Source organism: Sphingopyxis sp. 550A (assembly GCF_053569535.1).
In genome coordinates this window covers 1,963,241-1,989,092 of sequence record NZ_CM131615.1, presented here as the reverse complement: position 1 = coordinate 1,989,092, position 25,852 = coordinate 1,963,241, and the positions used below count along the sequence as shown (strand labels likewise).

Below are 25,852 nucleotides of genomic sequence, written 5' to 3'. Positions count from 1 at the left end.
CTTGACCTCGTCAGACGGGAGCGACGGCGCCGCGCAGTCCCGCCAGATAGCGAACGCCGGCCGGGCTGATTGGCTCGTCGCGCCCGATGATCCAGCGGCGGCAGCCGGGCGCGCCGCAGGCGCAGGCGAATTGCGCATAGAGCCGGTCCTCGGTCGCCGCATAATCGATCGACAACAACTCGCCCGCCGCGATCGCGCGCAGTGCCACCAGCTCGAAGCGCGCCATGTCGAGGCGGCAGTTGGGGTCGCAGGCGTGCGACAGATAGCCGATATGCCGCGTTCCCGCGATGTGCGACCCTGGCCGCACTTGCAGGCTATGCTGAGAGACGCGCGGGCCGATGTCGCCGTCGAAGCGTTCGATCACGCTTCCCGCAGCGCAGGCGCCGAGCGCCCGGACGCAAAGCCCCAGCGCCGTGTCGCGGCAGACCGCGAGCAGCGGCGCGGGCGCCGCCGGATCGGGCACGAATTTGCGCGACGATGTGAACATGCAGTTTCCCCCTTGGCGCCGTGCCCCCACAGGCGGCGCCGCGGTCCCTAGTCCGAATCCTTTAGCGCGAACATCTTATGGAATCGTAGACGGTTCTGTCCGTGATCGCGATCATAGCGGATTTCGTCCATCGTTTCGCGGACGATATGAAGGCCGAGCCCGCCGATCGGCCGATCTTCGAGCGACAGCCCGGTGTCGGGCGGCGGGGCGGCGAGCGGATCGAAGGCGATGCCGTCGTCGACGATCTCGCCCGCGATCTGGCCCTCCGCGATGCGCAGGCCGACCGCGACGGTCGGCTCGCCCTCGCGGACGCCATGGGCGAAGATATTGCTGACGATCTCGTCCAGCGCGATCAGGATCCGGGCGGCGGTCCGATCGGGAATGGCATTGTCCGCGAGAAAGGCCTCCGCGCCGTCCATCATCGCCTGCAAACCGGCGCGGCTATCGGACAGGGTGCAGTTGAATTCGGTCGCCACGTTGCCGATCGTTCCAGAATGCAGGGCTTGCGCCTGCGGGACATCAGCTTAATCGAGTGGAAAAATTTGACAATCGCTACATAAAGGGTGCGCGGCGGCGCGCGCCGACAGGCAATGGGACGGAACGATGGATATCAGCGAACAGCAACTCGACGGTGCCTGGCTCGTCGCGGCATCGGGCCGAATCGACAGCAACAGCGCGCCGGAACTCGAGGCGGTGCTGCCCGATCGCGTTCAGCAGCATGCGGCGACGATCATGGATCTGGCCGGGGTCGCCTATGTCAGTTCGGCCGGGCTGCGCGTCTTTTTGAAGGGCATGAAAGCGGCGAAGGCGGGCGGCCACCGGCTGGTGCTGACCGGCCTGTCGCCGGCGGTTCACGAGGTTTTCGACATCAGCGGTTTCACGCCGATCTTTGCCATCGAGGCCGATGTCGATGCGGGGCTTGCCGCGCTCCGTTGATCAGGCTGGACTGACGACGGCGAGGACGCCGTCCAATTTGAGCAAAGCGTCGATCCGCTCGACCGTTGTTGCGGGCGGCGCGTCGGGGGCCATACGGGCATAGGATTCCGCGGCAGTTGCCTCATCGATGATCGCCAGCAGGCAGGGGGCGGTCGGCGGATTGCGCTCGCTCCACGCCAGATGATGAAGCCGCAGCGCGGCGAAAGCCTCGCGCACGGCGGCCAGCGCTTCGTCGGGAGTCCCTTCATGCCAGTGCCGTTTCAGAAAATCGCGCGCGGCGACCGCGCGCGCCAATGCTTCGCGCGCGTCGTCGCCGTTGCATTTGCCGACGATCAGCGCAGCCCGATCCTCGTTTGTGCAGAGCGCGAAAAAGCAGCCGGGCGCTGCGTCGCCGCATAGCCGGGCTGCGATCCCTCCGCCCGCAACCGTCGTATCGAGCGATGGAAAGGCCGCAGCGCGCCAGGTGGCAAAGGCCGCGATGTCGGTCCGGTCGCGATCCTCGAGCGTTCGCCGCGCGTCGATTGCCGAAAGCGTGGCGCGCCGATTGGCGTCGAGCAGGCGGAGCGCGGCGGCCAGATCGGAGGCTTCGATAATGGTCAGCGCGCTCGTATCGGGCGTAGGACCTCCCGTGTCGAGCGCGGTCATCAACTGCCGGCTTACCGCCAGTTCGCGCTGGATTCGTCGCGCGACATGCCAGCCGGCGGCCAGGCCGAGGACTCCCGCCGCCGCGATCCCGGCGACGATCCAGCGCAAGAGCTCGTCCAGCCGCGCGAACAGCGGTTCGGCATCGATACGAGCGGCCACGAAGCCGCCGCCCGCGACACGCGCGCGCGCGACGACATGGCGGTTTCCGTCGGCGTTCGTCATCGCACCGACCTCGGCCGCGGCGCGCGGAGCGGCACGGCTTGGCGTCCACGGTCGGTCCGGTGGCACGAGCGCGGTGATCCGGCCGGTAGAACCCACCAGATACAGGCCTTCGAGACCTTCGACGTGCCGTGCTGCCGACACCAGCGCCGCACGGCGCGGCGCGCTGCCGACCGATTCCGCCGGATCGTCCATCGTCGACAGAAATTCGGCGGTGGTAATCGCCACCGCAAGCGCGCGCTCGTCGAGGCCGCGTCGCATCTCGGCCTTCGTCTGAAAATAGAGGAGGGCGCCGTTCACTGCCGCAAGCAGCAGCAGCAGCGGGATCGCCGCGGCAAGGATGATCGACCTTATCCGCATGACGGCAGCGCCTTCATGTCGAGCAGGCCGACAATGAACTCCGGGCATTCGCGCGCGATGGTGAACAGGTGCGCGCGCGCGAGGCAAAGCGATTGCATCCCTTCGGCGCCCGCGCGGTAATCCTGTGCGGCGGGAAGCGAAAAGAGCAGCGATGGAACATCGAAGAGCGGCGGAGCGCGCAATTCTCCCGCCATCGCCCAGCCTGCGATGACGATGTGCAGCATCTGCGCGGGCTGGCCGCGCTCGATCAGCAGCGCGCCCGGCTGCGACAATCGCGGGCGGACGTGCTGCGCGACGAGCAGAAGCTCGCGGGCTGACAGTCTGTCGAACGGCGCGATCGACGCCAGCATCGCCATATGATCGATGACCTCGGCCGGGATTGTCGCATGCTCCCGTTCGGAATCGACCGGGGCGGCGTGCGGCGCGAGGGTTTCGGACGGACGGTCGTGCGGGCCGTCCGCCGGCATGACCGGCGCCCTGCCTTCGCCGCCGAACAGCCACGTTTCACTCGCAGCCAGCCGATGTTGCGCGGCGCGCGTGGCGGCGCTTTCGAGATCGGCGGTCGCGTGGGCGCTCAGTGCCGCGAGTGAAGCGGTGAGATCGCGCACCTCGCGCGGGGCCTGCCCATCGGCGGGTGGGCGATGATCGCCGGCGGCGATACGCAGCGCTTCCTGCGTCAGCCGCTCGATCGGCCGCGCGACGCGCCGCACGATCTGCAAGGTGACCAGCAGGCAGGCGAGAAGCGAGGCGATGCCGATCATTGCGCTCAGGAACAGGGCGTTCTGGGTCGCGACGCGAATGACCGACACATTGACGTCGGCGCCGGCCGTGCCGCCGATCGCTCCGTCGGCGCCATAGACCGGCGCCGCCGCGGTTTTCAGCAGCCCCCATTTTTCCTGATATTCGACCGGCGAGACATAAATATCCTGCCGACGCTGCACGTCGCCGAGCCCGGCCATCGTCTCTTCGGGCAGGGTGTCGGGCGATCCGATCGCCGTATGCTCCTCACCCTCGGTGCCGTCGAGGATGTAGCGCACTTCGGCCCGGCCGCTCGTCACCTGCGTATAGATATAGGTGAGCCCCAGCCGCTCGCGAATCCGGCGCATCGGCTCGACGTTCCGGCGATAGCGGATGTCCTGCTCGATCGCCGCCGGGTCGCGCCTGGTCTTTGCTGCGTCGATCAGCCAGTCGTGATCGGCCGGATCGATCAGCACGCCCGTCAGCGCACTCGTTGCGATCAGCCGGTCGTCGAACTGGCGCAGGATCGTGGCGTTGATCCGGTTGTAGACGAAAATCGCCCCCAGCAGCGCCGCGAGCGCGACCACCGGCAGGAATATTCGCAGCAGCAGCGTCTGGATGCCGATTTTCCGGTTACGCCGCATGGTTGCGCCCGTCCTGCACGCGCAGCATCACCAGCGCGAGATCGGGGTGCCGCACGGCGACCCGCCCGATATCGTCGTGTGCGATCCAGAAGCGGTCGCCGCTGGCGGTGACGCCGCTCCAGGCATCGACAAGAGGCTCGGTCCGCGCTGCCTCGGCAAGGCTGGCGAGTGCTTCGAGCGTCGCGGCGGCGAAGTTCGGGGTTCGGCGCAATGCGTCGATCAGGTCGACACGGCTCGGACCGGTCGCACGCTGCAAGCCGAGCAGCGCGAGCAATTGGCGGCGCAGCGGATCGGGCATTCCCACGCGGATTAGAGGCGCGGTCCGGCGAGCAAATTCGCCTTGCGAAAGGCGCTGGTGGAGCAGCGCGAGCGCGACGGCGACCTCGACGGGGGCGCCGCTGTCGAGGGCGGTCTCGGCGAGAGCGACGACCTCGTCACCGGATGGCGGCGCGGCGGCATCCCGTTCGGGCGGTCGCAGCACCGCTTCGACGTGACGGAACAGCGCATGGCCGATGCCCGTCTCGACCGCCTCCATGGCGTTGGCGCGCACCTTGGCATTGGCGGAATGGAGCGACACGATCAGCAAGTCGAAATCGGGCAGCAGGCCGCGCAGCGCCAGCAGTTCGAGCAGGAAATCGATCGCGGTGCTCGCGCGTTCGCGTTGGGCGCGGGCGAGCAGGCCGGTAAGGCCCGAGCCATCGTCGGCCGCGTCGAGCCGCCGGGCGCTGTCGATCACCCGCTGCGCCGCGTCGAGTTCGGCGGCGACGATCGCGTCCGATTGCGCCGCGAACTGTGCCTGCGACAGGCTGGCGAGCGCGCGCGCCGCCACCGCGCGTTCGCCCTGCTGGCGGCGCGTATCGCGCAGCGCGGCGACCAGATGCGGAATGGCGGTCTCGCCGAAATCGGCGATCATCGCCGCGCTTCGGCGGCGCTCGCGGGGGCTTTGCCGGGGGGCCTCCGCGAGGAGATCGGCGATGGCGTCCGGATCGGCGAGGCGGGGCTGGCTCGTTTCGCCGTGCAAGCCGGCGGCAAGAGCATGGGACACCGCGAGATCGCGCAGCCGCGCCTCGGCCTCGGGCGTCAGCGTGGGAGCGGGCGCGCCGAAATTGAGCCAGCCCTGCCGCATGTTGCCCGCCATCGCGGCCGGATAGAGCTGGCGCAGCAGAACGACGACCGCGATCAGCAGCGCGCCCAATATCACTCCGATTCCCGAAAGCTCGCGCAGGTCCAGATATTTGGCGGCATAGAGCAGGAAGCCGCCCGCGATCAGGCTGGCGAGCGGTTCGCACATCCCCTCGATCACGGTGCGGAGCGGGCGCTTGATCGCCGAGGGCACCGCGTTGAACAACAGATTCTGATTGTTGTATTCGATCGAGGTCAGCACGCCATGATAGGCGAAAAAGGCCGCGATCGCGGCCGCATAGCCGCTGCTGAGAAAGAAGAAGCCGAACACCGCGAAATAGGTGAGGGGCAGGATGAAGGCGACGTTGCGGACGCCGAGGCGCATCACCAGCCGATTGAAGACGAACAGACAGACGAGGAGGTTGAAGATGTTCGACGCCGCATAGAGCGCGCCGAACAGCGCCGCGAGCTGGGCCTCGCTGCGCCCCTGCTGCAGCACCGCGGCATATTGATATTCGGCAAGATTGGTCATCAGCAGCGTGACGAACAGGGTTGCCGTCAGGGCAAGCGTATAGCGCGAGGAGCGAAAGCTGTTCGCCATCATCGCGACCTGCGCCGCGACCCCCGCCGGTTGCCCGGTCTCTTCGGAGTCGCTTTCGCTGAGCTGCGGCCAGCGGCGGCCGAGCGACCGGGCGAGCGGCATCGTCGCGAGGGCAATGCCGGCCCAAAGCAGCAGGAAACCCGGCAAGGGGACGACCGCGGCGAGCAGATTGACGATCAGCGCCCCCGCCGCGGTCCCCAGCGCGCAAAATGCGGCGAACAGCGGGAACAGCCGTTTGGCGTCCTGAATGTCGAAATAGGCGTCGGTGAAGTTCCAGAACAGGCTGTAGAGCGCGATATACCACATCGCGAGATAGAGCTTCAGTACGTAATAGAGCGGCGCGCTGTCGCCCGCGCGGCCGAGCAGCGCCCACAGGATCACGCCGCCCGCGACGAGCATCGCGAGGGTCGCCATCACCATATGATTCAGCGAAAAGCGCACCATCAGGACCGAAAACACGCCCGTGTAGACGAGCATCACCGCCGGGGTGAGCATGAAGATCACCGGCAGCGCGTCGGCGCCGACATGGCTGAAGAAAGCGGCGTCGCCCGCGCTGAAACCGATCCCGAGCCCCATTTGCAGCAGAAAGCCGAACAGCGCGAACTGCGCGAGTTTCGGCCACTCCCCCGGCTCGACGCGCAGCAGACGGTTCAGCCTGTCGATCAAGATGTTTCGCCCCTTCGCCCCGCAATGCCGCATCGCATAGCAACAAAATATTGATGAAGTCAGCCGCACGGTTGTCAGCACGGGCAAAAGCAGCGATGGTGGCGGCAGGGGCGATGACGGGACGCAAGCGAAAATTCGGGCTCAAGCCCCAGCTGCTGTTGCTGCTGTTCGCGCTCAACCTGATCGCGGCGACGGCCTATTCGGTCGTCCTCTATACGATCGATCGCGCCGAGATACTGGCCGGAATCGACCGGCAGCTCGTCACCGCGGCCAATGCGGTGCAGGAAATCGTGCCGCGCGGCTATCACGACGGAATCAGCGACGCGACGTCGGTCTCACCCGAGCAATTCGACATCGTGCAGGACCGGCTGTCGCATTTCGCGAACGAGTCGGGGCTGGTCTACGCCTATACCTATATGCAGTTCGGACCGCAGATACGCACCGTCGCGACCAGCGCGACGATCGCCGAAATGCAATCGGGGACAGAGACGCGCTTCTTCGCGCTCTATGATACGGCGCCTGCCCGCTTGCGCGAGAGCTTTCGCGATGGACGGGTGCGGTTCGACGAATATAGCGACAGCTTCGGCCGCTTCCGGTCGATCTACAAACCGATGCGGATGCGCGACGGGCGCACCTACGTCATCGGGGCCGACATCGACCTGCACCAACTCGACGCGAGCCTGCGCAAGGCGCTGATCCAGTCGATCGCGGTCGGGGTCGTCATGTTCGCGCTTTCGCTCGCCGTCGGCTGGCTGCTGATCGGGCGGATCGTGCGGCCGCTGGCGCAGCTTACCGCTTTTACCCGCGGGATGGAGGAACGCAGCTTCGAGCCCGACGAGCGCGAACTGCTCGCGATACAGGAGCTCGGCGGCGCGCGGCGCGACGAGGTCGGCAGCCTCGCCGAGGCGATGTCGGGAATGATCGCGCGGCTGCAGCGCTATCTGATCGAGGTCGAGACCGCGACCGCGGCGCGCGAACGCGTCGAGGGCGAGCTGACCGCGGCGCGCGACATTCAGGTCGGGATGCTGCCGCGCAAATTCCCGCCTTTTCCGGGGCGCACCGACCTCGATGTCTTTGCGATGCTCGAACCGGCGAAGCAGGTCGGCGGCGACCTTTACGATTATTTCCTGATCGACCGGAACCGGCTGTTCTTCGTCGTCGGCGACGTCGCGGGCAAGGGGGTGCCGGCGGCGCTGTTCATGGCGATGACCACGACGCTGTTCAAGGCGCAGGCGTTGTCCGCGACCTCGACGGCGGAGATCATGACGCGCGTCAACGCCGAACTCGCGCGCGACAATGTGGCGGAGATGTTCGTCACCGCGCTCGCTGGCATATTGGACCTTCGCGACGGCAGCGTCGTCTATAGCGACGCCGGCCACGAAGCGCCCTTCATCGTGCGCGCGGACGGCTGCGTCGAGCGGCTGGAGAAGCAGCAGGGCATGGCGATGGGCATCTTCGACGATGTCGCCTATCGCTCGGATCGCTTCACGCTGGCGCCCGGCGACGCGGTGGTCCTGTTCACCGACGGCGTGTCGGAGGCGACGGGGCCGGACGACGAACTCTATACCGCCGCGCGCATCCGGGCGGCGCTGGAGCGCAGCCGCGAGCATCCGTCGGCGCGCTACATCGCCGAAGGTCTCGCCGACAGCGTGCGCGCCTTCGTCGGCGAAATTCCGCAGTCCGACGATATCGCGATTTTGGTGGTCTGCTACGAAGGGCCGGCGGGGGGCGGTTAGGGCATGATCGAGTAAACCCCGAAACTCCGTGTTCTTGTCTCGTCATCCCGGCGAAGGCCGGGATCCCGCCGTTTCGGCCTGACGCACTGGCGAGATCCCGGCCTTCGCCGGGATGACGATTCCCTCAACGGACCAGGCCTAACTTCCCAGCACCAGCGGCGCGCGGTCGACGCCGTGCATCTTGCGCAGATAGAGCCGCATGTCGGCGATTGCGCCCATCAGTTGTTCCGGCTCACTCGGCGGCGCGTCGGCCGCCGCGGCGACGAGCGGGCATTCCTCGATCTCCCACGGCAGGAAGTCGAAGCCGGCTTCGGCGTCGCTGACCCAGACGATCGGATAGGGGCGGCCGAACATCACGCCCTTGAGTTCGTCGCGGCCGACGAGGTGGAAGGCGAGGTCGCTCGCGTTGCGGGCGCCCAGCAACTGTTCGAGCAGGTCGAGCGAGACGACGAGGCTCGACGGTCGCGCATATTTGGAAAGGCGAAAGCCGAGATCGACGTCTGGACCGATATAGTCGATATGCCGCGCCCCGTCGCCCGCCGCCAGTTCCGCGATGTCGAGCTCGATATTCTGTTCGCCGAAGGCGACGAGCCAGGCGGTGCCCTTGAGCCGCAGCGGAATGCGCTCGAAATAACGGCTTTCGTAGAGTGCCATCGCGCGGAGCAGCGCCCGCAGGATCGACGCCGCCTCTTCGGCGCTCTGCGGCTCGGCGGCGAAAATGACCTCGTCGCCCATCGCCTTCCAGATGTCGATCGACGGCGTGCGCTCGTCATCGATGAACTCGAAGCCGACCTGCCCCGCAAGGATCAGCGGGAAGTTGCAGAAGAAGGCCTGGAACACCTCGAGCCAGCCCTGGCTTCCCTGGCCCGAAAAACGGGCCTTGAACTGGGTCGAGCCGACCATGTCGATGGATAGGAAGAGGCGGATCATGTCATTCCCCGAGCTGCGACAGGCGGCAGCGCGCGCGATCTATACCCACGCCCCGTTAACATAAGCAGAGGATAGGACCATGAAATATCGTCGGTGCCGAGGTGCGGCGATGCGCGTAATTCTATTGTAATTGCGAATCGTTCTCGATAATGGCGGGCATCGTTTTCAACCAGAAGTCCCCATGCACGCACCCCCATCCTCGCGCACATCCCCGCGCCCGCCGGTCAAGAAGAGCCGCAAAGCCTTCTGGCTGAAGCAGTTGCATATGTGGCACTGGATGAGCTCGGCGATCAGCCTGATCGGCCTGCTGCTGTTCGCGATCACCGGCTTCACGCTCAATCACGCCGCCGACATCGAGGGGGCGCCCGTCGTCGTCGAAAAGACGGCGCAGATGCCACAGGCGGTGCTGGGCCAGCTCGGCGCCGATCCGGCCGGGGGCAAGGGCGTTCTGCCGCGGCCCGTCGCGGTGTGGGTCGAGGATCATTTCCCGGTCAAGGCGACGGGCGAGGCCGAATGGTCCGCCGACGAAGTCTATCTGCCCGCGCCGCGCCCCGGCGGCGATGCCTGGGTCGCGATCGACCGCGCGAGCGGCGCGGTGTCGAGCGAGGTCACCGATCGCGGCTGGATTTCCTATCTCAACGACCTCCACAAGGGGCGCAATTCGGGCGGCGAGTGGAGCCTGTTCATCGATGTTTTCGCCTTCGCCTGCCTGATCTTCGCGATCACCGGCCTGTTCCTGCTCTGGCTGCATTCGGCGAAGCGCAAGAGCACCTGGCCGCTCGTCGGCGCCGGCCTGATCCTTCCCGCGGCCATCGCGATCATCTTCATCCACTAAGGAGAGTCTTCATGCAGTCCCCTTCGCGCACGCTTCTGATCGGCGGCTCGCTGAGCGCCGTGCTGACCGCCCCGGTCCTGGCCGCGGCGCCCGCGACGATGGACGTCACCATCACCATCCCGCAGCTCAAGGTCGCCGAATATCACCGGCCCTATGTGGCGATATGGGTCGAAAAGGCGGGCGCTCCGGCCAAGACCGTCGCGGTCTGGTACGATTATGACATGAAGAACAACGAGGGCACCAAATGGCTGCGCGACGTGCGCCAGTGGTGGCGTGCCTCGGGCCGGACGATGACATTTCCCGCGAACGGTATCACCGGCGCAACGCGCGCGCCGGGCGCGCAGAAAATCTCGTTCAGCCGCGCCCAGCTCGGCGCCACGGCGCCGGGCAATTATGTGCTGGTGATCGAGGCCGCGCGCGAGGTCGGCGGACGCGAACTGCTCCGCATCCCCTTCACCTGGCCTGCCAAGGCCGGCCCGGGCGGGCGCGCCGCGGGCAAGAGTGAACTCGGCGCCGTCACGGTCGCCTTCCGCTGATCCAACGAAAGGGCAGGGCAATGAAGAAGCAGATTTGGGGTTTCGCGGCGACGGTCGCGCTGGCGGCGATGGCCGCGGTTCCGGCGAGCGCGCATCGCCAGTGGATGATGCCGTCGTCGACGGTGCTGTCGGGCGATGACGTGTGGGTGACGGTCGATGCCGCGGTGTCGAACGACCTTTTCTATTTCGAGCATCAGCCGCTGCGGCTCGATGCCGTCCATGCGTGGGCGCCCGACGGCAGCGAAGTGACGATCGAGAACAAGGCGACGGGGCGCTATCGCAGCACCTTCGACGTTCATCTGACGCAGAAGGGCACCTACCGCATCGCGTCGGTGTCGGATTCGCTGATGGGCAGCTATGAGCTGAACGGCAAGACCGAGCGGCTGCCGCGCGGCACCACTGCCGCCAACCTTGCCGAGCGGCTCCCGGCGGGGGCGACCAATGTCCAGACCGCCGAGGCGAACAACCGCAACGAGATTTTCGTGACGGTCGGCGAACCGACGACGACATTGTTCAAGCCGACCGGCAAGGGGATCGAGATGGTTCCCGTGACGCATCCGAACGACCTGTTCGCGGGCGAGGCGGCGACGTTCCAGTTCCTGCTCGACGGCAAGCCCGCGGTGGACCTGCCGGTCACGGTGATCCCCGGCGGCATCCGCTATCGCGATCAGCTCGGCCAGATCGACCTCAAGACCGATGCCGAGGGCAAGGTCGCGGTGACCTGGCCCGAGCCCGGCCTATACTGGATGAACGTCACGACGCCGCAGACTGCGCGCGGCGAAGGTGGCGAGGGCGGCCCGCCGCCGGCATCGGCCGCGCCGCAGCGCCGAGCGGGCTATGTCACCACGCTCGAGGTGATGGCGCCCTGAGCGAACAACCCGGCGACCGCATCCTGATCCCCCGCGCGCTGACGCCCGCCGCCTTTGCGGCGCGGACCGGCGCGGGGGAGATTCAGATTCTGTCGGGCGAGGCGATGGGGACGAGCTGGTCGCTGCACGCGGTCTCCGCTCTGCCCGATCTCGCGGCGGGGGTGGAGGCGGCGTTCGGCCGCGTCATCCGGCAGATGAGCCAGTGGGAGCCTGACTCCGATTTATCGCGCTTCAATCGCGCGCCCGCGGGCGCGTGGCGGGAGATTCCTGCCGAATTTGCTCATGTGGTCGCGGCGGCGCTGGAGATCGCGGGGGCGAGCGACGGCGCCTTCGATCCCGGTTTGGGAGCGATTACCGAAGGCTGGGGCTTTGGGAGCCGCGGTCCGGTGGACTGCGTTCCGCGCGATCAGCCGGTCGCGGATCGGCGCGTCGAACTGAAGAATAGCCGCATCCGGCGCGGCGAAGGCGCTGAACTCGACCTGTCGGGGATCGCCAAGGGTTATGGCGTCGATCTCGCCGCCGAATGGCTGCTCGGGCAGGGTGTGCGTCATTTCCTGCTCGAACTGGGCGGCGAATTGCGTGGCGAGGGGATAAGGCCCGATGGCCAGCCGTGGTGGGTCGATGTCGAGATGCCGCCGACGACGTCGATCCCGCCGTGGCGCATCGCGCTGCACGATTTGTCCGTGGCGACCTCGGGCAACTACCGACGCGGCTTCGTGGCGGACGGGCGGCATTATTCGCACAGCTTCGATCCCATGACCGGGCGGCCGATCGTCAGCACCGTGTCGTCGGTGACGGTTCTGCACCGAAACTGCATGATGGCCGACGGCTGGGCGACCGCGCTGACCGTGTTGGGACCGGAGAAGGCGATCGCGCTCGCCGATGCGCAGGGGCTCGCGGCATCGATGGTCGCCGGCGATCGCGAACATGTCTCGCGCGAATGGCGCGCGATGCTGGGCTGAGGCGCGGGCCTATCCGCGCAGGACGAACGGGATCTCGACCAGTCCCTTGACCTTCACCGCCTGACCGCTGCGCATCGTCGGCGCCCAGCGCCATTTGCGCACCGCGCGGAGCGCCGCTTCGTCGAGGCGGTCGAAGCCGCTGCTGCGCGCGACCGAAATCGCCGCGACCGAACCGTCGACGTCGAGCGTCAACGACAGCAGCACCGTCCCCTGCTCGCGGTGCCGCCGGCTTTCGGTGGGATAGCGCGGCGGGGCGCCCGATACCATGCGCGTGCCGAGATCGCTCGCCTGCACCGTCGAAGGCGGCGCGGGCGGGGCCGGCGGCGCCGGCGGCGCGGGTGCCGGGACCGGCGGCGCCGGAACCGGATCGGGTGAGGTCTGGATCGGCGGCTGATCGGTCGGAATCGCAACCAGCGGGCGCGGGGCGAAGACCGGCGCCTTTTGCTGCGGCGGCACTTCCTTCGGCGGAGATGCGGGCGGCGGGGGCGGTGGCGCGATCGACAGGTTGACCACCGCCAGCTTGGCGGCCTCGACTTGCGCGCGGTGATAGCCGGTGTGGAGCAGCACGGCGAACAGCCCCGCCGTCAGCAGGGCCGCGAGCGCCGCGGCGGGCAGATTGGGCCTCCGATCTTCGCCATAACGGCCGGTCGTCACGAAGCCCGCGTTCGCGAAAACGCCGCGGGCCGATACCGCTGCTTCGCGCGCCCGCATCGCCGTCTCGGGCTCAGGTTTCGGACCAGCGCCGGAGGAGATTGTGATAGACGCAGGTGAGTTGGAGGACAGCATTGTCGTCGGCTCCGTCGAGCGTGAGTTTCTGGATGGCGGTGTCCATCTCGAACAGCATCCGCCGAAGGTCGTTGTCGCGCACCATGCTCTGTATCCAGAAGAAGGATGCGAGCCGCGCGCCGCGGGTCACCGGCTCGACGCGGTGAAGGCTGCTCGAGGGATAGAGGATCGCGTCGCCGGCGGGCAGCGCGACGGCGTGTTCGCCATAGGTGTCGCTGATGATCAGCCGGCCGCCGTCATAATCGGCGGGATCGTTGAGGAAGAGCGTGCACGACAGGTCGGAGCGCAGATGCTCGCCCGTCGCCAGCTTCATCACCGCGCCGTCGACATGAAAGCCATAGGCGCCGCCGCCGGCATAGCGGTTGAAGCGCGGCGGCAATATCTTGCGCGGCAGCGCGGCGGCGAAGAAGAGCGGGCTACGCTTCAGCGCCGCGAGCACCGCGGCGCCGAGTTCGGTCTTGAGCGGCGAGGTGTCGGGCACCTGCTCGTTGCGTTTGACCTTCGCGCCCTGCGCGCCGACCGTCTCGCGCCCGTCGGTCCAGTCGGCGCCATCGAGGCGGCGGCGGAATTCCGCCGCCTCCTCCGGCGTCAGGACGTTCGGGATATGCAGCAACATGCCGGCTCAAATCCTTTTCAAACGGCGAAGGCGGGAGGCACGCCCCCCGCCCAGGCCCCATCGCCCCAAGCCCCGTTCCGGCTCCCTAGAAACGGAAATCGGCACTGAACAGGAAGGTCTGCGGCTGCCCCGGCGTGTAGCGATAGCCGCTCTTGTTGATCGCCGCGACATAATCTTTGTCGAACAGATTATAGGCGTTCAGACGCAGTTTGACATTGTCGTTGACCGCATAGCCGAGCAGCGCATCGACGACCGTATAGCCCTGGGTGCGCGGCGGCGTGCCGACCGCGCCATCGGTCCCGCGCCGCATCCCGCTGGTATAGCGGACGCCGCCGGCGATCTCGAGCCCGAAGGGCGCGCGATAGCTGGTCCAGGAGGAGAAGCTGTCGTCGGGCGAATAGGTCAGGCCTTCGCTGCCGTCCGCCGCGATGCCGCTGCCGTTCGTGACCTTGGTCTTCTGATGCGCATAGCCGGCGGAGATCGACCAGGCATCGGTGATGTTGCCGACCACCGACAGCTCGACCCCACGCACCCGCTTCGATCCGCTCTGGATGTCCGAGGGATCGGTGGCGTTGATTTCGTTCAGCACCTTGGTCTGGAAGATCGCCGCGTTGACCGCGAGCGCGCCGTCAAGCACGTCCCACTTCACACCCGCCTCGATCGTCTTGGCCTTTTGCGGCTCGAAGTCGGGGTTGTTGGCGCTGTTGCCGGTGGCCAAGGTGAAGGCTTCGCCGCCCGGGGGCTGCTGCGACAGCGCATAGTTCACATAAAGGCTGAGCGGCTCGACCGGCTTGAGCACCGCGCCCAGCTTCCAGTTGAACAGCGTATCCTTGGCCTTCAGGTCCGCCGTAGTGACGATCGTGCCGACGGGGGCCGTCCCGCATGGCACGGCGCCACGGCCCGAGCCGCCGCAAGCCGCGTTGGCGAAATAGGTCGTCTTGTAATGATCGACGCGGATACCACCGGTCACCAGCAACAGCCCATCAAAGAATTTGGCGGTGTCGAAGGCGTAGAAAGCGAGCGTGTTCGTCTTGCCGCGGGCGACCGCGCCGTTGCGCGAATGGGTATAGTCGCTCGTGTCGTTCCAGTCGGGGTTGTAGAGATTGGCGTCCGGGAGCGTGCCCGTCGAACTGTGGCTGAAGATCACCTGCTTTTCGCTGGTCAGCTCGGCGCCGATGCTCAGATTATGCTCGATCGCTCCGGTCGAGAAATCGGCGCGCAGGTTGAGCTGATCGGTCAGGATGCGGTTCCGTGCGTCGCGGATCGTGGGGGTGCCGCGGGTCAGCGTATAGGCGGACAGATCGTCGGGGTTGGCCGGATTGCCGACGATGTTGGCGCCCGTCGACATGAAGGCGGTCAGCAGATAATCCTGCTCGGTCTGGCCGATGCGCGCGACGTTCGACAGCCGGACATTGTCCGAAAAATCATGCTCGATGATCAGCGTCGCCATCTGCGCCTTCACATCGTCATGATCCTTGCGCGTGCCATAGAAATTCTTCGAATCGACCGGGTGGCCGACCAGCGATTCCAGCCCGGCCTGGGGCTCCCAGCCGGGAAGGGCGATCGTCGGGACATAGCCGTCGGGGATATTGTCCTGATCGACATAGAGCAGATTCAGATAGGCGCGGGTCGCGGTGTCGAGCCCGAGGCCGAGCGAGGCGGCGAGGCCGAGCCGCTGGTTATTGACATGGTCGCGGCCCGGAACGTCGCTGTCCTGCCACAGCATGTTGAGCCGGAGCGCGCTGTTGCTGAGGCCGCCGAGGGTCTGGTTGACATCGGCGGTGATCCGCTTCTGCCCGTCGACGCCGACCGACAGCGTGCCCGACAGCGCGCTTTCGAGCGTGGCGCGCTTGCTGACCAGATTGATCGCGCCGGTCGGCGAGGTGCGGCCGTTGTCGGTACCCGCCGGGCCCTTTTCGACCTCGACCGCTTCGGTGTTGAAGATATCGCGCGAGACCGATCCCAGATCGCGGATGCCGTCGACGAAGATGCTGCTCGACGTATCGAAGCCGCGCATGCGGATCGAATCGCCGCTCGTCGTATTGCCGTTCTCGCCGGCGTAGAAGGTGCCGACACCGGGGCTGTTGCGCAGCACTTCGGTCAGCGTCGTCGCGCCCTGTTCGTTGAACAACTCCTTGCTGATGACCTGAATCGTCTGCGGCGTGTCGCGCAGCGGCTGGGTGAATTTGGGCGAGGAGGGCTTGTCGACCTTATAGCCTTCGTCGTCGATGGCGGTGTCGGTGACCGTCACGCCGCCGAGCACCGGCTGTTTCGCTTCCTGTCCGCCGTCCTGCGCGGTCGCGGGAGATGCGGCGAGACCGAAACAGCTCAGCGCCAGATAGGCTGGAGCCGCCGCCGACATGGTTTCGCGCAAACGCAAGAATGACATGGATTTCCCCTTTTTCGGTTCGAAGATCGTGACGGGGACGCCGCTATTGAGAGTCGTTCGCAGAGTCAATGTTTATTGATAATCATTCGCGATATTGTCGCTATTTTGTCGCAGAAGCGAAGGACGGGCGCCGTCAGGCTCCTCCTTGCCCGGTGTTTTTGCGGAGCGTCGGCCGGGAGCATGGTCGGGTGCGGCCGAAATCCTGGCTCCTATTTCCCGTCATCCCGGCGAAGGCCGGGATCTCACCCTATCGGATTGACGCACCGGCGAAATCCCGGCCTTCGTCGGGATGACGATCCATTCGGAAGACCTTTATTCGAGACGACGAGCGAAGGCGCGTCCACCGGACGGGGCAGAGAGCCGTTGAAAGGCAAGGCGCGCAACCGCCCATATTCGTTTTCGACAAGATCGCCCTTCGTCCCCGTCCAAGACAATCGGTGCGTGACGCCGCAAAAAGATATCGCGGCGATGAAGTGGGTGTTTGATGTGGGGGATGCGCAATCCGATCCGAACGGGATTGATCTGGATTAGCGTGCCGCTGATCGGCCTGCTACTGACGGCGGCTTTCGTCGTGCTGGGCGATAAGGTGACGACATCCTACTATGCGGCGGCGAAGACAGCTTCATCGACGACCGAGACATTGATTGCGCTGCCCGGCGCCTTCTCGTCCGCGATATTCTTTCTCAGCCTTTTCATCGTGCCGCCCTATATTGCAAAGGCGTGGCGGGCTTGGCGATATATGCGGCGCCTCGCGGAGCAGGGAAGCGCGAGCCTCATCGCCGGCTGGACGGTGACTGCGTCCGATTGGGCGCGGTTCCAGCGCGATTTGCAGGGCGCGCACGACAAGGGCGACGGCGACGCCCTCTCCAAACTGGCGCTGTCGCTATGCGACCTCGATGCGCCGGAGGCCGGGGTCGATATTCGCGTTGGAGAAGAAGGGGTTCAGGTCGGCGCGCGATATTTCGCCTTGCACGGTGGTTTGTCGTCCAGCCTGACGGCCGTGGCACCGGGGGTATTGGGGCGGACCGCACCGCGCCCCGGCGCCGACTATCTGGCGTTCGTTTCCACTTTCGAGGGCTCGTCCCGTTCGCTCGGCGCCTATGCGGTCGAGGAGATCGGACTGATGGTCCCGGTCCCGCCGCCGGCCCGCGCCGCGATGCAGCGCGTGCTCGATCATTTCACCCCGGCAGCGATCGCGGACCTGAAGGCGCGCGATGCGCAGCGCGGACGGATCGGCTGCCTTCTCAATCTGGGCTTGCTGGCCGTCAGCATCGGGATGCTGGCGATCTATGGCATCTTCGATATCCAGTCAGCCGGCTGGTATGGGCTGCTGTTGTTCGCTGCTTGGCTGGTCTGGCTGGCCTTCTATCTCATGCAGGTCGTTGTCGCGCTGGTCGTCGGCCTCGGCCATATGATCCGAATGATGCGGACGCCGCGATAGAGCCGGGCCGGGGCGCCGTCGGCTATGTGGCGGGCTTGCGCGACAACCCCATGCGTTCGTGCGCTCGCGCCGCTGCCTGCGCCGCGCCGGTCAGCGAAAAGCGGGCTTCGCCGAATTGACCCGAGCCGAGCGGAAAGGCGATGCCAAGCTCGCCGCCCTCCGCCATCGCTTCCGCCAATCCGCCGTCAAGGGGAAGAATGAAGGCGCGGAAGGCACCGACCGTCGCGCAGTGCATCCTGACGGCGAAGGTCGCCGTCGGCGAACCGATCAGGGCCGGATAGTCGTGCCCGTCGTCACACGCGATTTTCGGATTGAAGAAGGCGTCGCATTTCGAGCGGTCGCACACCATGCCGAACAGCGATCCGGCCGGGGTGGCGGTGCTGGCGGTGATTGCGCCGTCCGCCGGCCCCTGGACCATCCAGTCCCCATAGGTTTCGGCCTGTTGCGCCGCCGCGCCGGGGGACAGGGGCAGCGCGGCTGCGAAAGCGGCCCCGAGAGCGGCGGCGCGCAGCATTCTGAAGCCGGTCCCTGCGATCATCGCGCCTCGATCGCCGCGACGCATTTGTCGATGTTCATCGCGCCATAGTCGAAGATGTGCTGGCTGCCGTCGGCGAGGGTCACGGTCGCGCGCTTGCTGAACAATTTGCGCTGCACGTCGATGGCCCGGATATCGGTCTTCTCGATCGCCAGCTCGCCATCGGCGGCGTAATTGCCGAGCGTGCCGATAAGGCTGGCGTCGAGCTTTGCATCATAAAGGAGCCGCTGATTGGTAACGGTCAGCTTGCCGTTGTATTTGCCGCCCCCGGGCGGGAGATAGAAGAGCGTCCAGGTGTCGATGATGCTCTCGCCGGGGCGAATGGTCGCGGTCATGGAAAACTCCTTATCGTATCGGATTGCCGGATAGGGGGGCGCCGTCGCCGGGCATCAGCGACCAGCGGCCGAGGATCGTTCCGATCAGGGCCGAAACGAAGAAGGTCAGCGAATGACCGTCGTGGCTGACGAGGTGGAAAAATACGCCGAGCGGTACGAGCTCCAGAATGGCGACGACGGCGACCGTCGTTCCGACCCGTTTCGCGCCGGGCAGCGTGATCCAGTCCCCTTCGGCCTGGCTGGCCTGACCGCGCCATGCCCACGGGCTGGCATGGCCCGATGCCCAGGCTCCGGCGCCGCCGAAGCTGAGCAGTCCGCAATAGATGCCGACGACCAGCCATATCGCATAGGGCAGCAGCGCGCTGAAGAAACGCGGCAGAAGGACTTCGAGAAAGACGCTGCCGATGGTGCCGACGACGGCCGCCAGCAACAGGCTGCACGTCAGCACGGCGATTGTTTTCAGCGCCGTCGCCAGCACGGCCATGGCCGGGTCAACTCTTGCCGGACAGGGCTTCGCGGCACTTGGTATCGACCTCGTTGGTGACCCAGGTGGCGAAATCCTCGAACGGGCGCTTCTCGAACTCGGCATGCACCGCGGCGTCGGCATCGCGGATGGCCTGCGCGGCCTGTTCCGGGGTCTTGCCGATCGTGCCCGCCGCGCGTTCGGCAATCTGCGCGAAGGCGGTCGCGGCGGTGTCGCGTTGCGACGCGCGTTTCGCCAGGTCTTCGGCATCGGTTCCGCTGCTTTGCGCCGCGAGGGTGCTGTAAAGATTGGAAACCGATTTCAGCTTGGCCGAACAGTCGGCGGCCAGGGTAAAGCCCGCTTCTCCTGACAAGGCAGGCGGAAGCGATGCGTCGGCGGCATTTTGCGTTTCCTTGCCCTGATCGCCATTTTTTTCGGCCCCCGAACAGGCCGCGAGCGTCGCGGCGGCGGCAAGCGTAAGTGATATGAATAAAGGTCGCGACATCGGACGAACTTCCTCCCCTGTTTGGCAAGCTCTGTGATGCGGTTATCTTGCAACGGCCTTCGAAAGGCCGTCTTGGGCCACGGCGAAGCGGCAATTTGTGCGGAAACGAAACCCGTCAATGGGGGCGGGCAAGGGCTCTGTGCCGGACGTCGGAGGGGGTTTCGCCATAGGCCCTGCGAAAGCTGTTCGTGAAATAGCTGAGATCCCCGAACCCGCAGCCATAGGCGATTTCCGCGATCGTCCGTTTCGCAAGATGCGGCATGGACAGACGGCGATGCGCCAGCGCCAGTCTTTCGCGCAGGACGAAGGCGGTGAAGGTCACACCGTCCGCCTCGAAAAGCAACTGAACCACCCGCACACTCAAACCCGCGGCGTCGGCGACCGATCGAATGCCGAGTTCGGGAGAAATGAGGTGGGCAAGCGTCCAGCGCTTGATGGCGTCCAGCCGTGCGGCCCGCAGTCCCCGCCCCGCGGCAAGTTCTGTCGCGTCCCGATCCGTTCCGATCGCCAGCGCCACCAGATCGGCCATATGGATTGCGGCGCGGTGCGCGAACTGGGCCGTGGGGCCGGTATCATGCAGCGCGCGATAACTGCCGAGATAGGATTTCAGCAGCCGCATCGCCGGATTGTCTGGTGGTATGCGCCGCATGAGCGCGGCTTCGGCGTCGGGCAGCAATGGGCACAGGAGCGAACGTTGCAGCTTCACCGACACATGCGGAAAGGCTTCATGCGTTTCGAAATCCATCCGGTCGGCGCAGGAAAGGAGAGCGGCCGATCCGTCGGCGGGCAGTTCGCTGCCGAACTGCAAAACTCCTCCCTTGGCAGGCGAACTGCTCCATAGCAGCGTGAAGTCATCGTCGCCGCGCGAGAGATCGTAACTGGATGCAAGATGCGGGGAGACCCAGGCATCGGTGACGGTTAACCCAGGCAAAAACCGGGTTTCGACTTCCATCTGCGGATCGTCGGTCTTGGGGGTGAGGTCGAGGTTCGCAATGGCGCGCCCGGCGACCTCCCGCACCATTTCCCGACGTTGAGGCTGCGGTATCTCGGCAAGCGAAAACCGGAAGGTGGCCGCATCATTCTCCATACACGCACTCCCCGCCGCGGAGTTATGAGAATAGAGACCCAGTCATTTTTGTTTGGCGGAGGCTATGACCTGAATCCCTTTGCGTCAATCGCGCACCGGCAATGCGTGACAATCCAAAGGGGATGATTCGCTCTGTGGGCGGGAGAAATTAGCGCCGTTTCTCCAGCCACCAGCTTTGTCGCCAACCATAGGAGCTGGCAATCGGATCGCCCGCATTGTTGGTCGCGGGCCTGAAGCGGAAGCGGTCCTCGATCAGCCGGCACGTCGTCGCATCGAGCGACGCATCGCCGCTCGATCGGGTGACGCGGCAGCCGGTGACGCGCCCCGTCGACTGGATCGTGAAGCGCACCTCGACCTCGCCGCCGGTCTTCGCGCGCGCGGCATCCCTTGGGTAGTCGCTGTCGCGGATCGTGCCGCTGCGCCACACCGCCTTCGATCCGCCGCCGGTGCCGCTTCCCGATCCGCCCGCGCCGGTTCCATTGCCGCTGCCGCCCGCGCCCGATCCGGGGCCGGGGAGGGGCATTGCCCCCGCCGAGGCGTCGCTGCCGATGCCGGGTGTTGGCGCCGCGGGAATCGGTGGAGGCTTGATCGGTGACAGCTTGGGCTTGGGCGCGGCGATGGGCGCCGCCCTGGCGTGCTTGTTCGCGGCCGAAGCCTTGCCGCTGGCCTTGTCGCTCTCGGCCGGCGCGGGTTTCGCTTCTTCTTGCGGGGGCGGCGGAGCGGGAAGGGCGATGGCGACGATCGTCTCGCTCGCCTTGCGGACAATCTGGAGGTCGAGCCCGTTCAGCAGAATCAGGCCGACCGCGAGCAGCGCGACCAGCGTCGCGCCGCCCGCCGCGGCGTGCTGCCGGCCCGAAAGCTGCCCCGTATAGACCATGGCGCATCCCGAGCGCGCGACCGCCGCGCGCTTTCGCCGCCGGTTTAGAGGAAATCGTCTAGCGTGGACATGAACCGGTCGAACTGGTCGTGATGGAGCCAGTGACCGGCATTCTCGAACTCGATCACTTCCGCACTCCGGAAATGCGCGATGCGGCCGTCCTTGTCGGGATTCGAGGCCCAGCTATCGGCGCCATAGAGGAGCAAAGTCGGACAGGCGATAGCCGACCAGAGCGATTCGATGTCGGCCTGTGGCAGGTCGACTACCGGCCAGACGTTCAGATAATTGTCGAACTTCCAGCTCCACGTCCCGTCTTCGTTGCGGCTGATGCCGTGGATGGTGAGGTGGCGCGCCTGCTCGTGGGTCAGATAGGCATTTTCGGCCATCATCCGCGCGAGGGCATCGTCGAGCGCCGCATAGCGGCGCGGCGTGCGGCCCGCCGCCAGCCTTTTGTCGTCGATCCATTTGCGAAAGCGTTCGGCGAACGGGGTTGCGGCGCGATCGGCGAGCACCTTCGGCGATGGGCCGAGCCCCTCGATGGCGACCAGCTTGCGGACATTCTCGGGATAGAGGCCGGTGTAGCGCAGCGCGATATTGCCGCCCATCGAATGGGCGACGATCGTCACCGGCGCGAGGTCGAGCTGATGGACGAGCTGCGCGAGATCGTAGACGAAAGCGCCCATCTCGTAATTGCCGTCGGGCGCCCAGGCGCTGTCGCCATGGCCGCGCAGGTCGGGCGCGATGACGTGCCAGCGGTCGCGCAGTTTCTCGGCCACCCAGTCCCAGTTGCGGCAATGATCGCGGCCGCCGTGGACGAGGAGCAGGGGCGGCGCATCCTGGTTGCCCCAATCGACATAGTGCAGCTTCAATCGCTGCGAGACGAAACTGTTCGAGGTGGGACCGGCACTTGCCATCGGCGCTTCCTTGTTGTCTGGTTGCGTTTCAAAAGGCGACTGGTCTCGATCCGTCAAGCCCCATCGCCGCAACTGGGAGAAACTGGAGCATGTCGACCTTTCGGGATAATCTGCTGGCGGGCAAGACCGCGTTCGTTGCCGGCGGCACGAGCGGGATCAACCTTGGCATCGCCAGGCGCTTCGCCGAACTCGGCGCGAAAGTGGCGGTCGCGGGCCGCGATCCCGACAAGGCGGCGCGGGCGGCCGAGGAGATCGGTTCCGGCGCGATCGGCCTGTCGGGCGACGTACGCGACTATGCGGCGATTCGCGGGGTGATGGAGACGGTGGCCGACAGGCTGGGGCCGCTGGACATCGTCATTTCGGGCGCGGCGGGCAATTTCCTGGCGCCGGTGCTCGGCATGTCGTCGAACGCCTTTCGCACCGTGGTCGACATCGACCTCAACGGGACGTTCAACGTGTTCCGTGGCTGTCACGACCTGCTGAATCGCCCTGGCGCCTCGCTGATCGCGATCACCGCGGGGCAGGCGATCAACGCCTCCGCGTTGCAGGCCCATGCCTGCGCCGCGAAGGCCGGGATCAACCAGCTCATCCGCGTCCTCGCGCTCGAATGGGGGCCGGAGGTGCGTGTCAACGGCATTTCGCCGGGGCCGATCGCCGATACCGAGGGGATGAAGCGGCTCGCGCCCGATGCGGAGACGCGGGCCGCGCATTACGACCGGATCGCGATGAAGCGCTGGGGCAAGGTTGCCGAAGTCGCCGAATCGGCGGTCTTCCTCTGTTCGCCCGCCGCGAGCTATATCACCGGGACGATCCTCGACTGCGACGGCGGCAGCCAGATCGGCGACGCATCGCGCGGCGACCTGGCGAAAGGGATGGCCTGAATGCAAAAACGCCGCCAGCCCGTGCGGGTGGCGGCGTTTTGAATGGTGGGCGTGGCAAGGATTGAACTTGCGACCCCTGCGATGTCAACACAGTGCTCTACCACTGAGCTACACGCCCATCCCTTGGGGTGACGCGCCCCCTAAAGGCCTCGGCGCCGCTTGGCAAGCCTTTCGTTTGGAGTGTGGCGACGCCGGAGCCTTTCATCATGTCATTGCGAGGAGTCGCAGGCGACGAAGCAATCTCCAGCTATCGCTGCTCCATGGCGATGGCTGGAGATTGCTTCGTCGCTACGCTCCTCGCAATGACGATCCCGGTATACGGCACTCGCTGTCAGGGTTGGCTCGATCGGTCGGCGCGGCCGAAGAGATTATCGACCTCGCGCACCAGATCCTTGAGGTGAAAAGGTTTCGACAGCAGCTTCGCCTGCGGCACATTTTCCTCGGCGCGGAGCGACACGGCGGCGAAGCCGGTGATGAACATAACCTGCGTCTGCGGCGCCGCCTTCGCCGTGTGCTGGGCAAGCTCGATCCCGTCCATTTCGGGCATGACGATGTCCGAGAGCAGCAGGTCGAAAGTGCCCGAATCGATATAGGGGACCGCCGCGGTGCCGCGATCGACAGCGGTGACATGATAGCCGGCGCCGGTCAGCGCGCGCGCCAGATATTCGCGCATCACATCATCATCTTCGGCAAGCAATATGCGAATCATCTGGCAATCTGTTCCCTGGTCCGGCGGCGCGCGAGTCTGGTCCGCGCCCCCTGTTTAGCGCGTCCCCCTGATAGCGCGAGACCTTTAACAAATCCCGTCGCACTGGATTCCTCTGTCGATTTTTGGCACGCTTCGCCGATGCCCTTAGCTTCGCTCCCTGCCGCCATCGCCGTCGACCGGCCGGCAGAACCCGGTCCGGTCGTCGTGTCGGTCTCGCACGCGGGGCGTATTTACCCGCCCGAGATACTGGCCGCGGCGCGGGTCGATCGATCGGTGCTCGAACGCCTCGAAGATGGCTGGTGCGACCTGATCGCCGCCGATGCGGTAAAGGCGGGTGCGACGTTGGTACAGGCGATGTGGGCGCGGGCCGTCGCCGACTGCAATCGCGGCGAAGGGCAGATGGCGCCGGGCGAAGTCGCGCCGCCGCTTCGTCCCCGCTTTTCGGCGCCGGGGCGCAAGGAGCGCGCCGGACTTGGGGTCGTGCCGACGCGCCTTGCCGATTGCGGATCGCTGTGGAAGCGCCCGATCGACGGGCCGCAACTCGACTGGCGGCTCGACGCGCTGCACCGGCCGTTCCATCGCGCGCTCGCCGCCGAACTGGCGGTTGCCCAAAGGCGGTTCGGCCGGGCGATCCTGATCGATCTGCACAGTATGCCGCCGATCCCGCGCGGACAGCCGGGACACGGTGCGGGGATCGTCATCGGCGATCGTTTCGGCGGAACCGCGGACGAAGCGTTGATCGAGTTGATCGTCGACGAAGCCGAGGGCCTCGGCGTTCCCGTCTCGCGCAACCAGCCTTATGCCGGCGGACATATCGTTCGGACGCACGGCAAGCCGGCGGATGCGATTCAGGCGGTGCAGATCGAGATCGACCGCAGCCTCTATCTTCAGGCCGACCGCACCCCCGACCCCGAACGCATGGCGGCGCTTCGCAACTGGTTTTCCGGGCTCGTCGAAAGGGCAGGGCGGATTGGGGCCGATGTCCTGCCGCTGGCCGCTGAATAAAAAACCACCTCGTACCGAAGTACGAGGTGGCCAGGGTCCAGGGAGGACGCACCCGCGTCTTGCGACGGGGCACTCGCCACGATGGAAAGGGGGAAAACCACGGTGGCGTAAAGACAATCTATGCATTGTCGCGCCGACTTACAAGAGCCGTTGATTACAAAAGAAACCGATCCGGCAGGGTGCCGCTTTTCGCGCGCTGGCTCGGCCGCGTTGCGGTCCCATATCGATCGCGGAAATAAGCTGGTCGGGGAGAGAGGATTCGAACCTCCGGCCCCTGCCTCCCGAAGACAGTGCTCTACCAGGCTGAGCTACTCCCCGACCGATCTTTGCGCCGGCAGACCGGCGCGAAGGCAGGGCGGTCCTCTAGACGCGCAATTTGCGAACATCAAGCGCCAATCGGCATGGTCCCGACGATTGTTTTCTAGATCAGCCCGGCGCTGCGAAAGCTGAAATGTCCGTTCTCGACGAAGATCAGATGATCCGACAGGTCGATGCCGATCAGGCGCAGGAATTGCCCGGCTTCCTGCGTACAGCGAAGGTCGGCCTCGCTGGGCCGCGCGATTCCGGACGGGTGGTTGTGCGCCATCAGCACCGTCGCGATGCGCCGGCCGAGGAGGCGGTTCCAGCAGGCAGGCGTGATGACGCAGCGCCCGCTCGTATCGCCCGCGACGCTTTCGAGTCCGGCAAGCCGGCCATAGGCGTCGAAGCCCGCGAGCAGCGCGATTTCGCGATCGGCGAATAGCATCGGCCGTAGCAGATGGCGCGCGATCGCATCTTCGGCGTCGCGGGGCACGAAGCCGGCGGCTCCCGCAACATGCGGTCGCTTGTCGATGGGTTCGCGCAGGATCATCCCGCGCTTGTGCGACGGGCGCCACGGTCGCCCAAGCGGCGATTGAGCCGTATCGGAGGATTGCCGCCCCGCACCGCCGACCCCCTTGTCGAGCCGCGGCACGGGGCCTAGCAAAGAGAGCGACAGCGAGGAGCGTCTTTTGTCCGATTCCATCCATTATGAGCTGCAATATC

The 25,852-nt window shown here is 66.2% G+C and carries 27 protein-coding genes and 2 tRNA genes; 9 read left to right on the top strand and 20 right to left on the bottom strand.

The window, feature by feature from the left end:
- Window positions 1-10: 10 nt before the first annotated feature.
- Both ACVENA_RS09595 and ACVENA_RS09590 read right to left on the bottom strand, forming a co-directional pair.
- Window positions 11-487 (bottom strand): SET domain-containing protein-lysine N-methyltransferase, encoded by a 477-nt coding sequence (locus tag ACVENA_RS09595; protein WP_449328611.1) that lies wholly within the window; start codon window positions 485-487, stop codon window positions 11-13.
- Window positions 488-534: 47 nt separating this feature from the next.
- Window positions 535-963, bottom strand: a complete 429-nt coding sequence (locus ACVENA_RS09590; protein ID WP_449328610.1) for an ATP-binding protein — start codon at window positions 961-963, stop codon at window positions 535-537.
- A gap of 127 nt (window positions 964-1,090) precedes the next feature.
- Here ACVENA_RS09590 and ACVENA_RS09585 point away from each other — a divergent pair, with 127 nt between their 5' ends.
- The gene (locus tag ACVENA_RS09585) at window positions 1,091-1,423 is read left to right on the top strand and encodes an STAS domain-containing protein (RefSeq protein WP_257550376.1); all 333 of its coding nucleotides are present in this window, start codon (window positions 1,091-1,093) and stop codon (window positions 1,421-1,423) included.
- Here ACVENA_RS09585 and ACVENA_RS09580 read toward each other — a convergent pair whose 3' ends face one another.
- The 3 genes from ACVENA_RS09580 to ACVENA_RS09570 are packed head-to-tail and all read right to left on the bottom strand — an operon-like array spanning window position 1,424 to window position 6,418.
- A complete protein-coding gene (locus tag ACVENA_RS09580; RefSeq protein WP_449328609.1) occupies window positions 1,424-2,647 on the bottom strand; it encodes a hypothetical protein in 1,224 nt (407 codons plus the stop codon). It lies immediately after the preceding gene.
- Window positions 2,638-4,029: a HAMP domain-containing protein gene (locus ACVENA_RS09575; RefSeq protein ID WP_449328608.1), complete on the bottom strand. Its 1,392-nt coding sequence runs from the start codon at window positions 4,027-4,029 to the stop codon at window positions 2,638-2,640. The genes ACVENA_RS09580 and ACVENA_RS09575 overlap by 10 nt, the downstream gene beginning before the upstream one ends.
- A complete protein-coding gene (locus ACVENA_RS09570; protein ID WP_449328607.1) occupies window positions 4,019-6,418 on the bottom strand; it encodes an MFS transporter in 2,400 nt (799 codons plus the stop codon). Before ACVENA_RS09570 ends, ACVENA_RS09575 begins: the two co-directional genes overlap by 11 nt.
- Window positions 6,419-6,471: 53 nt before the next feature.
- Between ACVENA_RS09570 and ACVENA_RS09565 the strand changes: the two genes are divergently transcribed.
- Window positions 6,472-8,154: a PP2C family protein-serine/threonine phosphatase gene (locus ACVENA_RS09565; RefSeq protein ID WP_449328606.1), complete on the top strand. Its 1,683-nt coding sequence runs from the start codon at window positions 6,472-6,474 to the stop codon at window positions 8,152-8,154.
- 138 nt (window positions 8,155-8,292) lie between these two features.
- Here ACVENA_RS09565 and ACVENA_RS09560 read toward each other — a convergent pair whose 3' ends face one another.
- Window positions 8,293-9,084, bottom strand: a complete 792-nt coding sequence (locus ACVENA_RS09560) for a hypothetical protein (protein ID WP_449328605.1) — start codon at window positions 9,082-9,084, stop codon at window positions 8,293-8,295.
- 181 nt (window positions 9,085-9,265) lie between these two features.
- Here ACVENA_RS09560 and ACVENA_RS09555 point away from each other — a divergent pair, with 181 nt between their 5' ends.
- The 4 genes from ACVENA_RS09555 (at window position 9,266) to ACVENA_RS09540 (ending at window position 12,286) form a co-directional block, all read left to right on the top strand.
- Window positions 9,266-9,919 (top strand): PepSY-associated TM helix domain-containing protein, encoded by a 654-nt coding sequence (locus tag ACVENA_RS09555; protein ID WP_449328604.1) that lies wholly within the window; start codon window positions 9,266-9,268, stop codon window positions 9,917-9,919.
- Between the two features lie 11 nt (window positions 9,920-9,930).
- The gene (locus tag ACVENA_RS09550; RefSeq protein WP_449328603.1) at window positions 9,931-10,455 is read left to right on the top strand and encodes a DUF2271 domain-containing protein; all 525 of its coding nucleotides are present in this window, start codon (window positions 9,931-9,933) and stop codon (window positions 10,453-10,455) included.
- 20 nt (window positions 10,456-10,475) lie between these two features.
- On the top strand, window positions 10,476-11,324 hold the full coding sequence (locus ACVENA_RS09545) for a DUF4198 domain-containing protein (RefSeq protein ID WP_449328602.1): 849 nt from the start codon (window positions 10,476-10,478) through the stop codon (window positions 11,322-11,324).
- Between the two features lie 104 nt (window positions 11,325-11,428).
- Window positions 11,429-12,286 (top strand): FAD:protein FMN transferase, encoded by an 858-nt coding sequence (locus ACVENA_RS09540; protein ID WP_449328601.1) that lies wholly within the window; start codon window positions 11,429-11,431, stop codon window positions 12,284-12,286.
- 9 nt (window positions 12,287-12,295) lie between these two features.
- Here the strand turns inward: ACVENA_RS09540 and ACVENA_RS09535 are convergent, their stop codons facing one another.
- The 3 genes from ACVENA_RS09535 to ACVENA_RS09525 all read right to left on the bottom strand — a co-directional run bounded on the left by ACVENA_RS09535 (window position 12,296) and on the right by ACVENA_RS09525 (window position 16,077).
- A complete protein-coding gene (locus ACVENA_RS09535; protein WP_449328600.1) occupies window positions 12,296-12,997 on the bottom strand; it encodes an energy transducer TonB in 702 nt (233 codons plus the stop codon).
- Window positions 12,998-13,010: 13 nt separating this feature from the next.
- Window positions 13,011-13,688, bottom strand: coding sequence for a Fe2+-dependent dioxygenase (locus tag ACVENA_RS09530; protein ID WP_449328599.1), 678 nt, complete (start codon window positions 13,686-13,688; stop codon window positions 13,011-13,013).
- An 85-nt stretch (window positions 13,689-13,773) separates the two neighbouring features.
- Window positions 13,774-16,077, bottom strand: coding sequence for a catecholate siderophore receptor Fiu (locus ACVENA_RS09525; protein ID WP_449328598.1), 2,304 nt, complete (start codon window positions 16,075-16,077; stop codon window positions 13,774-13,776).
- Window positions 16,078-16,594: 517 nt separating this feature from the next.
- Between ACVENA_RS09525 and ACVENA_RS09520 the strand changes: the two genes are divergently transcribed.
- The gene (locus ACVENA_RS09520; protein ID WP_449328597.1) at window positions 16,595-17,518 is read left to right on the top strand and encodes a hypothetical protein; all 924 of its coding nucleotides are present in this window, start codon (window positions 16,595-16,597) and stop codon (window positions 17,516-17,518) included.
- A gap of 22 nt (window positions 17,519-17,540) precedes the next feature.
- Here ACVENA_RS09520 and ACVENA_RS09515 read toward each other — a convergent pair whose 3' ends face one another.
- The 7 genes from ACVENA_RS09515 to ACVENA_RS09485 all read right to left on the bottom strand — a co-directional run bounded on the left by ACVENA_RS09515 (window position 17,541) and on the right by ACVENA_RS09485 (window position 22,234).
- Entirely contained in the window at window positions 17,541-18,032 is a 492-nt protein-coding gene (locus ACVENA_RS09515) for a hypothetical protein (RefSeq protein WP_449328596.1), read from the bottom strand.
- Between the two features lie 20 nt (window positions 18,033-18,052).
- Window positions 18,053-18,388 (bottom strand): hypothetical protein, encoded by a 336-nt coding sequence (locus ACVENA_RS09510; RefSeq protein ID WP_449328595.1) that lies wholly within the window; start codon window positions 18,386-18,388, stop codon window positions 18,053-18,055.
- Between the two features lie 10 nt (window positions 18,389-18,398).
- Window positions 18,399-18,872 (bottom strand): hypothetical protein, encoded by a 474-nt coding sequence (locus tag ACVENA_RS09505; RefSeq protein WP_449328594.1) that lies wholly within the window; start codon window positions 18,870-18,872, stop codon window positions 18,399-18,401.
- Between the two features lie 7 nt (window positions 18,873-18,879).
- A complete protein-coding gene (locus ACVENA_RS09500; RefSeq protein ID WP_449328593.1) occupies window positions 18,880-19,356 on the bottom strand; it encodes a hypothetical protein in 477 nt (158 codons plus the stop codon).
- A gap of 115 nt (window positions 19,357-19,471) precedes the next feature.
- Window positions 19,472-20,443, bottom strand: coding sequence for a helix-turn-helix transcriptional regulator (locus ACVENA_RS09495; RefSeq protein ID WP_449328592.1), 972 nt, complete (start codon window positions 20,441-20,443; stop codon window positions 19,472-19,474).
- Between the two features lie 148 nt (window positions 20,444-20,591).
- Entirely contained in the window at window positions 20,592-21,320 is a 729-nt protein-coding gene (locus ACVENA_RS09490; RefSeq protein ID WP_449328591.1) for an energy transducer TonB, read from the bottom strand.
- A 44-nt stretch (window positions 21,321-21,364) separates the two neighbouring features.
- Window positions 21,365-22,234 (bottom strand): alpha/beta fold hydrolase, encoded by an 870-nt coding sequence (locus ACVENA_RS09485; protein ID WP_449328590.1) that lies wholly within the window; start codon window positions 22,232-22,234, stop codon window positions 21,365-21,367.
- 89 nt (window positions 22,235-22,323) lie between these two features.
- Here ACVENA_RS09485 and ACVENA_RS09480 point away from each other — a divergent pair, with 89 nt between their 5' ends.
- Window positions 22,324-23,115, top strand: a complete 792-nt coding sequence (locus ACVENA_RS09480) for an SDR family oxidoreductase (protein ID WP_449328589.1) — start codon at window positions 22,324-22,326, stop codon at window positions 23,113-23,115.
- A gap of 43 nt (window positions 23,116-23,158) precedes the next feature.
- On the opposite strand, the gene ACVENA_RS09475 is transcribed toward ACVENA_RS09480, so the two are convergent.
- Together ACVENA_RS09475 and cpdR are read right to left on the bottom strand one after the other, a co-directional pair.
- A tRNA-Val gene (locus tag ACVENA_RS09475) sits at window positions 23,159-23,233 on the bottom strand.
- A gap of 213 nt (window positions 23,234-23,446) precedes the next feature.
- A complete protein-coding gene (gene cpdR / locus ACVENA_RS09470) occupies window positions 23,447-23,824 on the bottom strand; it encodes a cell cycle two-component system response regulator CpdR (RefSeq protein WP_297662596.1) in 378 nt (125 codons plus the stop codon).
- A gap of 138 nt (window positions 23,825-23,962) precedes the next feature.
- On the opposite strand from cpdR, the gene ACVENA_RS09465 reads away from it, so the two are divergent.
- On the top strand, window positions 23,963-24,829 hold the full coding sequence (locus ACVENA_RS09465) for an N-formylglutamate amidohydrolase (RefSeq protein WP_449328588.1): 867 nt from the start codon (window positions 23,963-23,965) through the stop codon (window positions 24,827-24,829).
- 241 nt (window positions 24,830-25,070) lie between these two features.
- On the opposite strand, the gene ACVENA_RS09460 is transcribed toward ACVENA_RS09465, so the two are convergent.
- Both ACVENA_RS09460 and ACVENA_RS09455 read right to left on the bottom strand, forming a co-directional pair.
- Window positions 25,071-25,147, bottom strand: a tRNA-Pro gene (locus ACVENA_RS09460).
- A 103-nt stretch (window positions 25,148-25,250) separates the two neighbouring features.
- Window positions 25,251-25,781, bottom strand: a complete 531-nt coding sequence (locus tag ACVENA_RS09455; protein ID WP_449328587.1) for a JAB domain-containing protein — start codon at window positions 25,779-25,781, stop codon at window positions 25,251-25,253.
- Window positions 25,782-25,852: the final 71 nt, after the last annotated feature.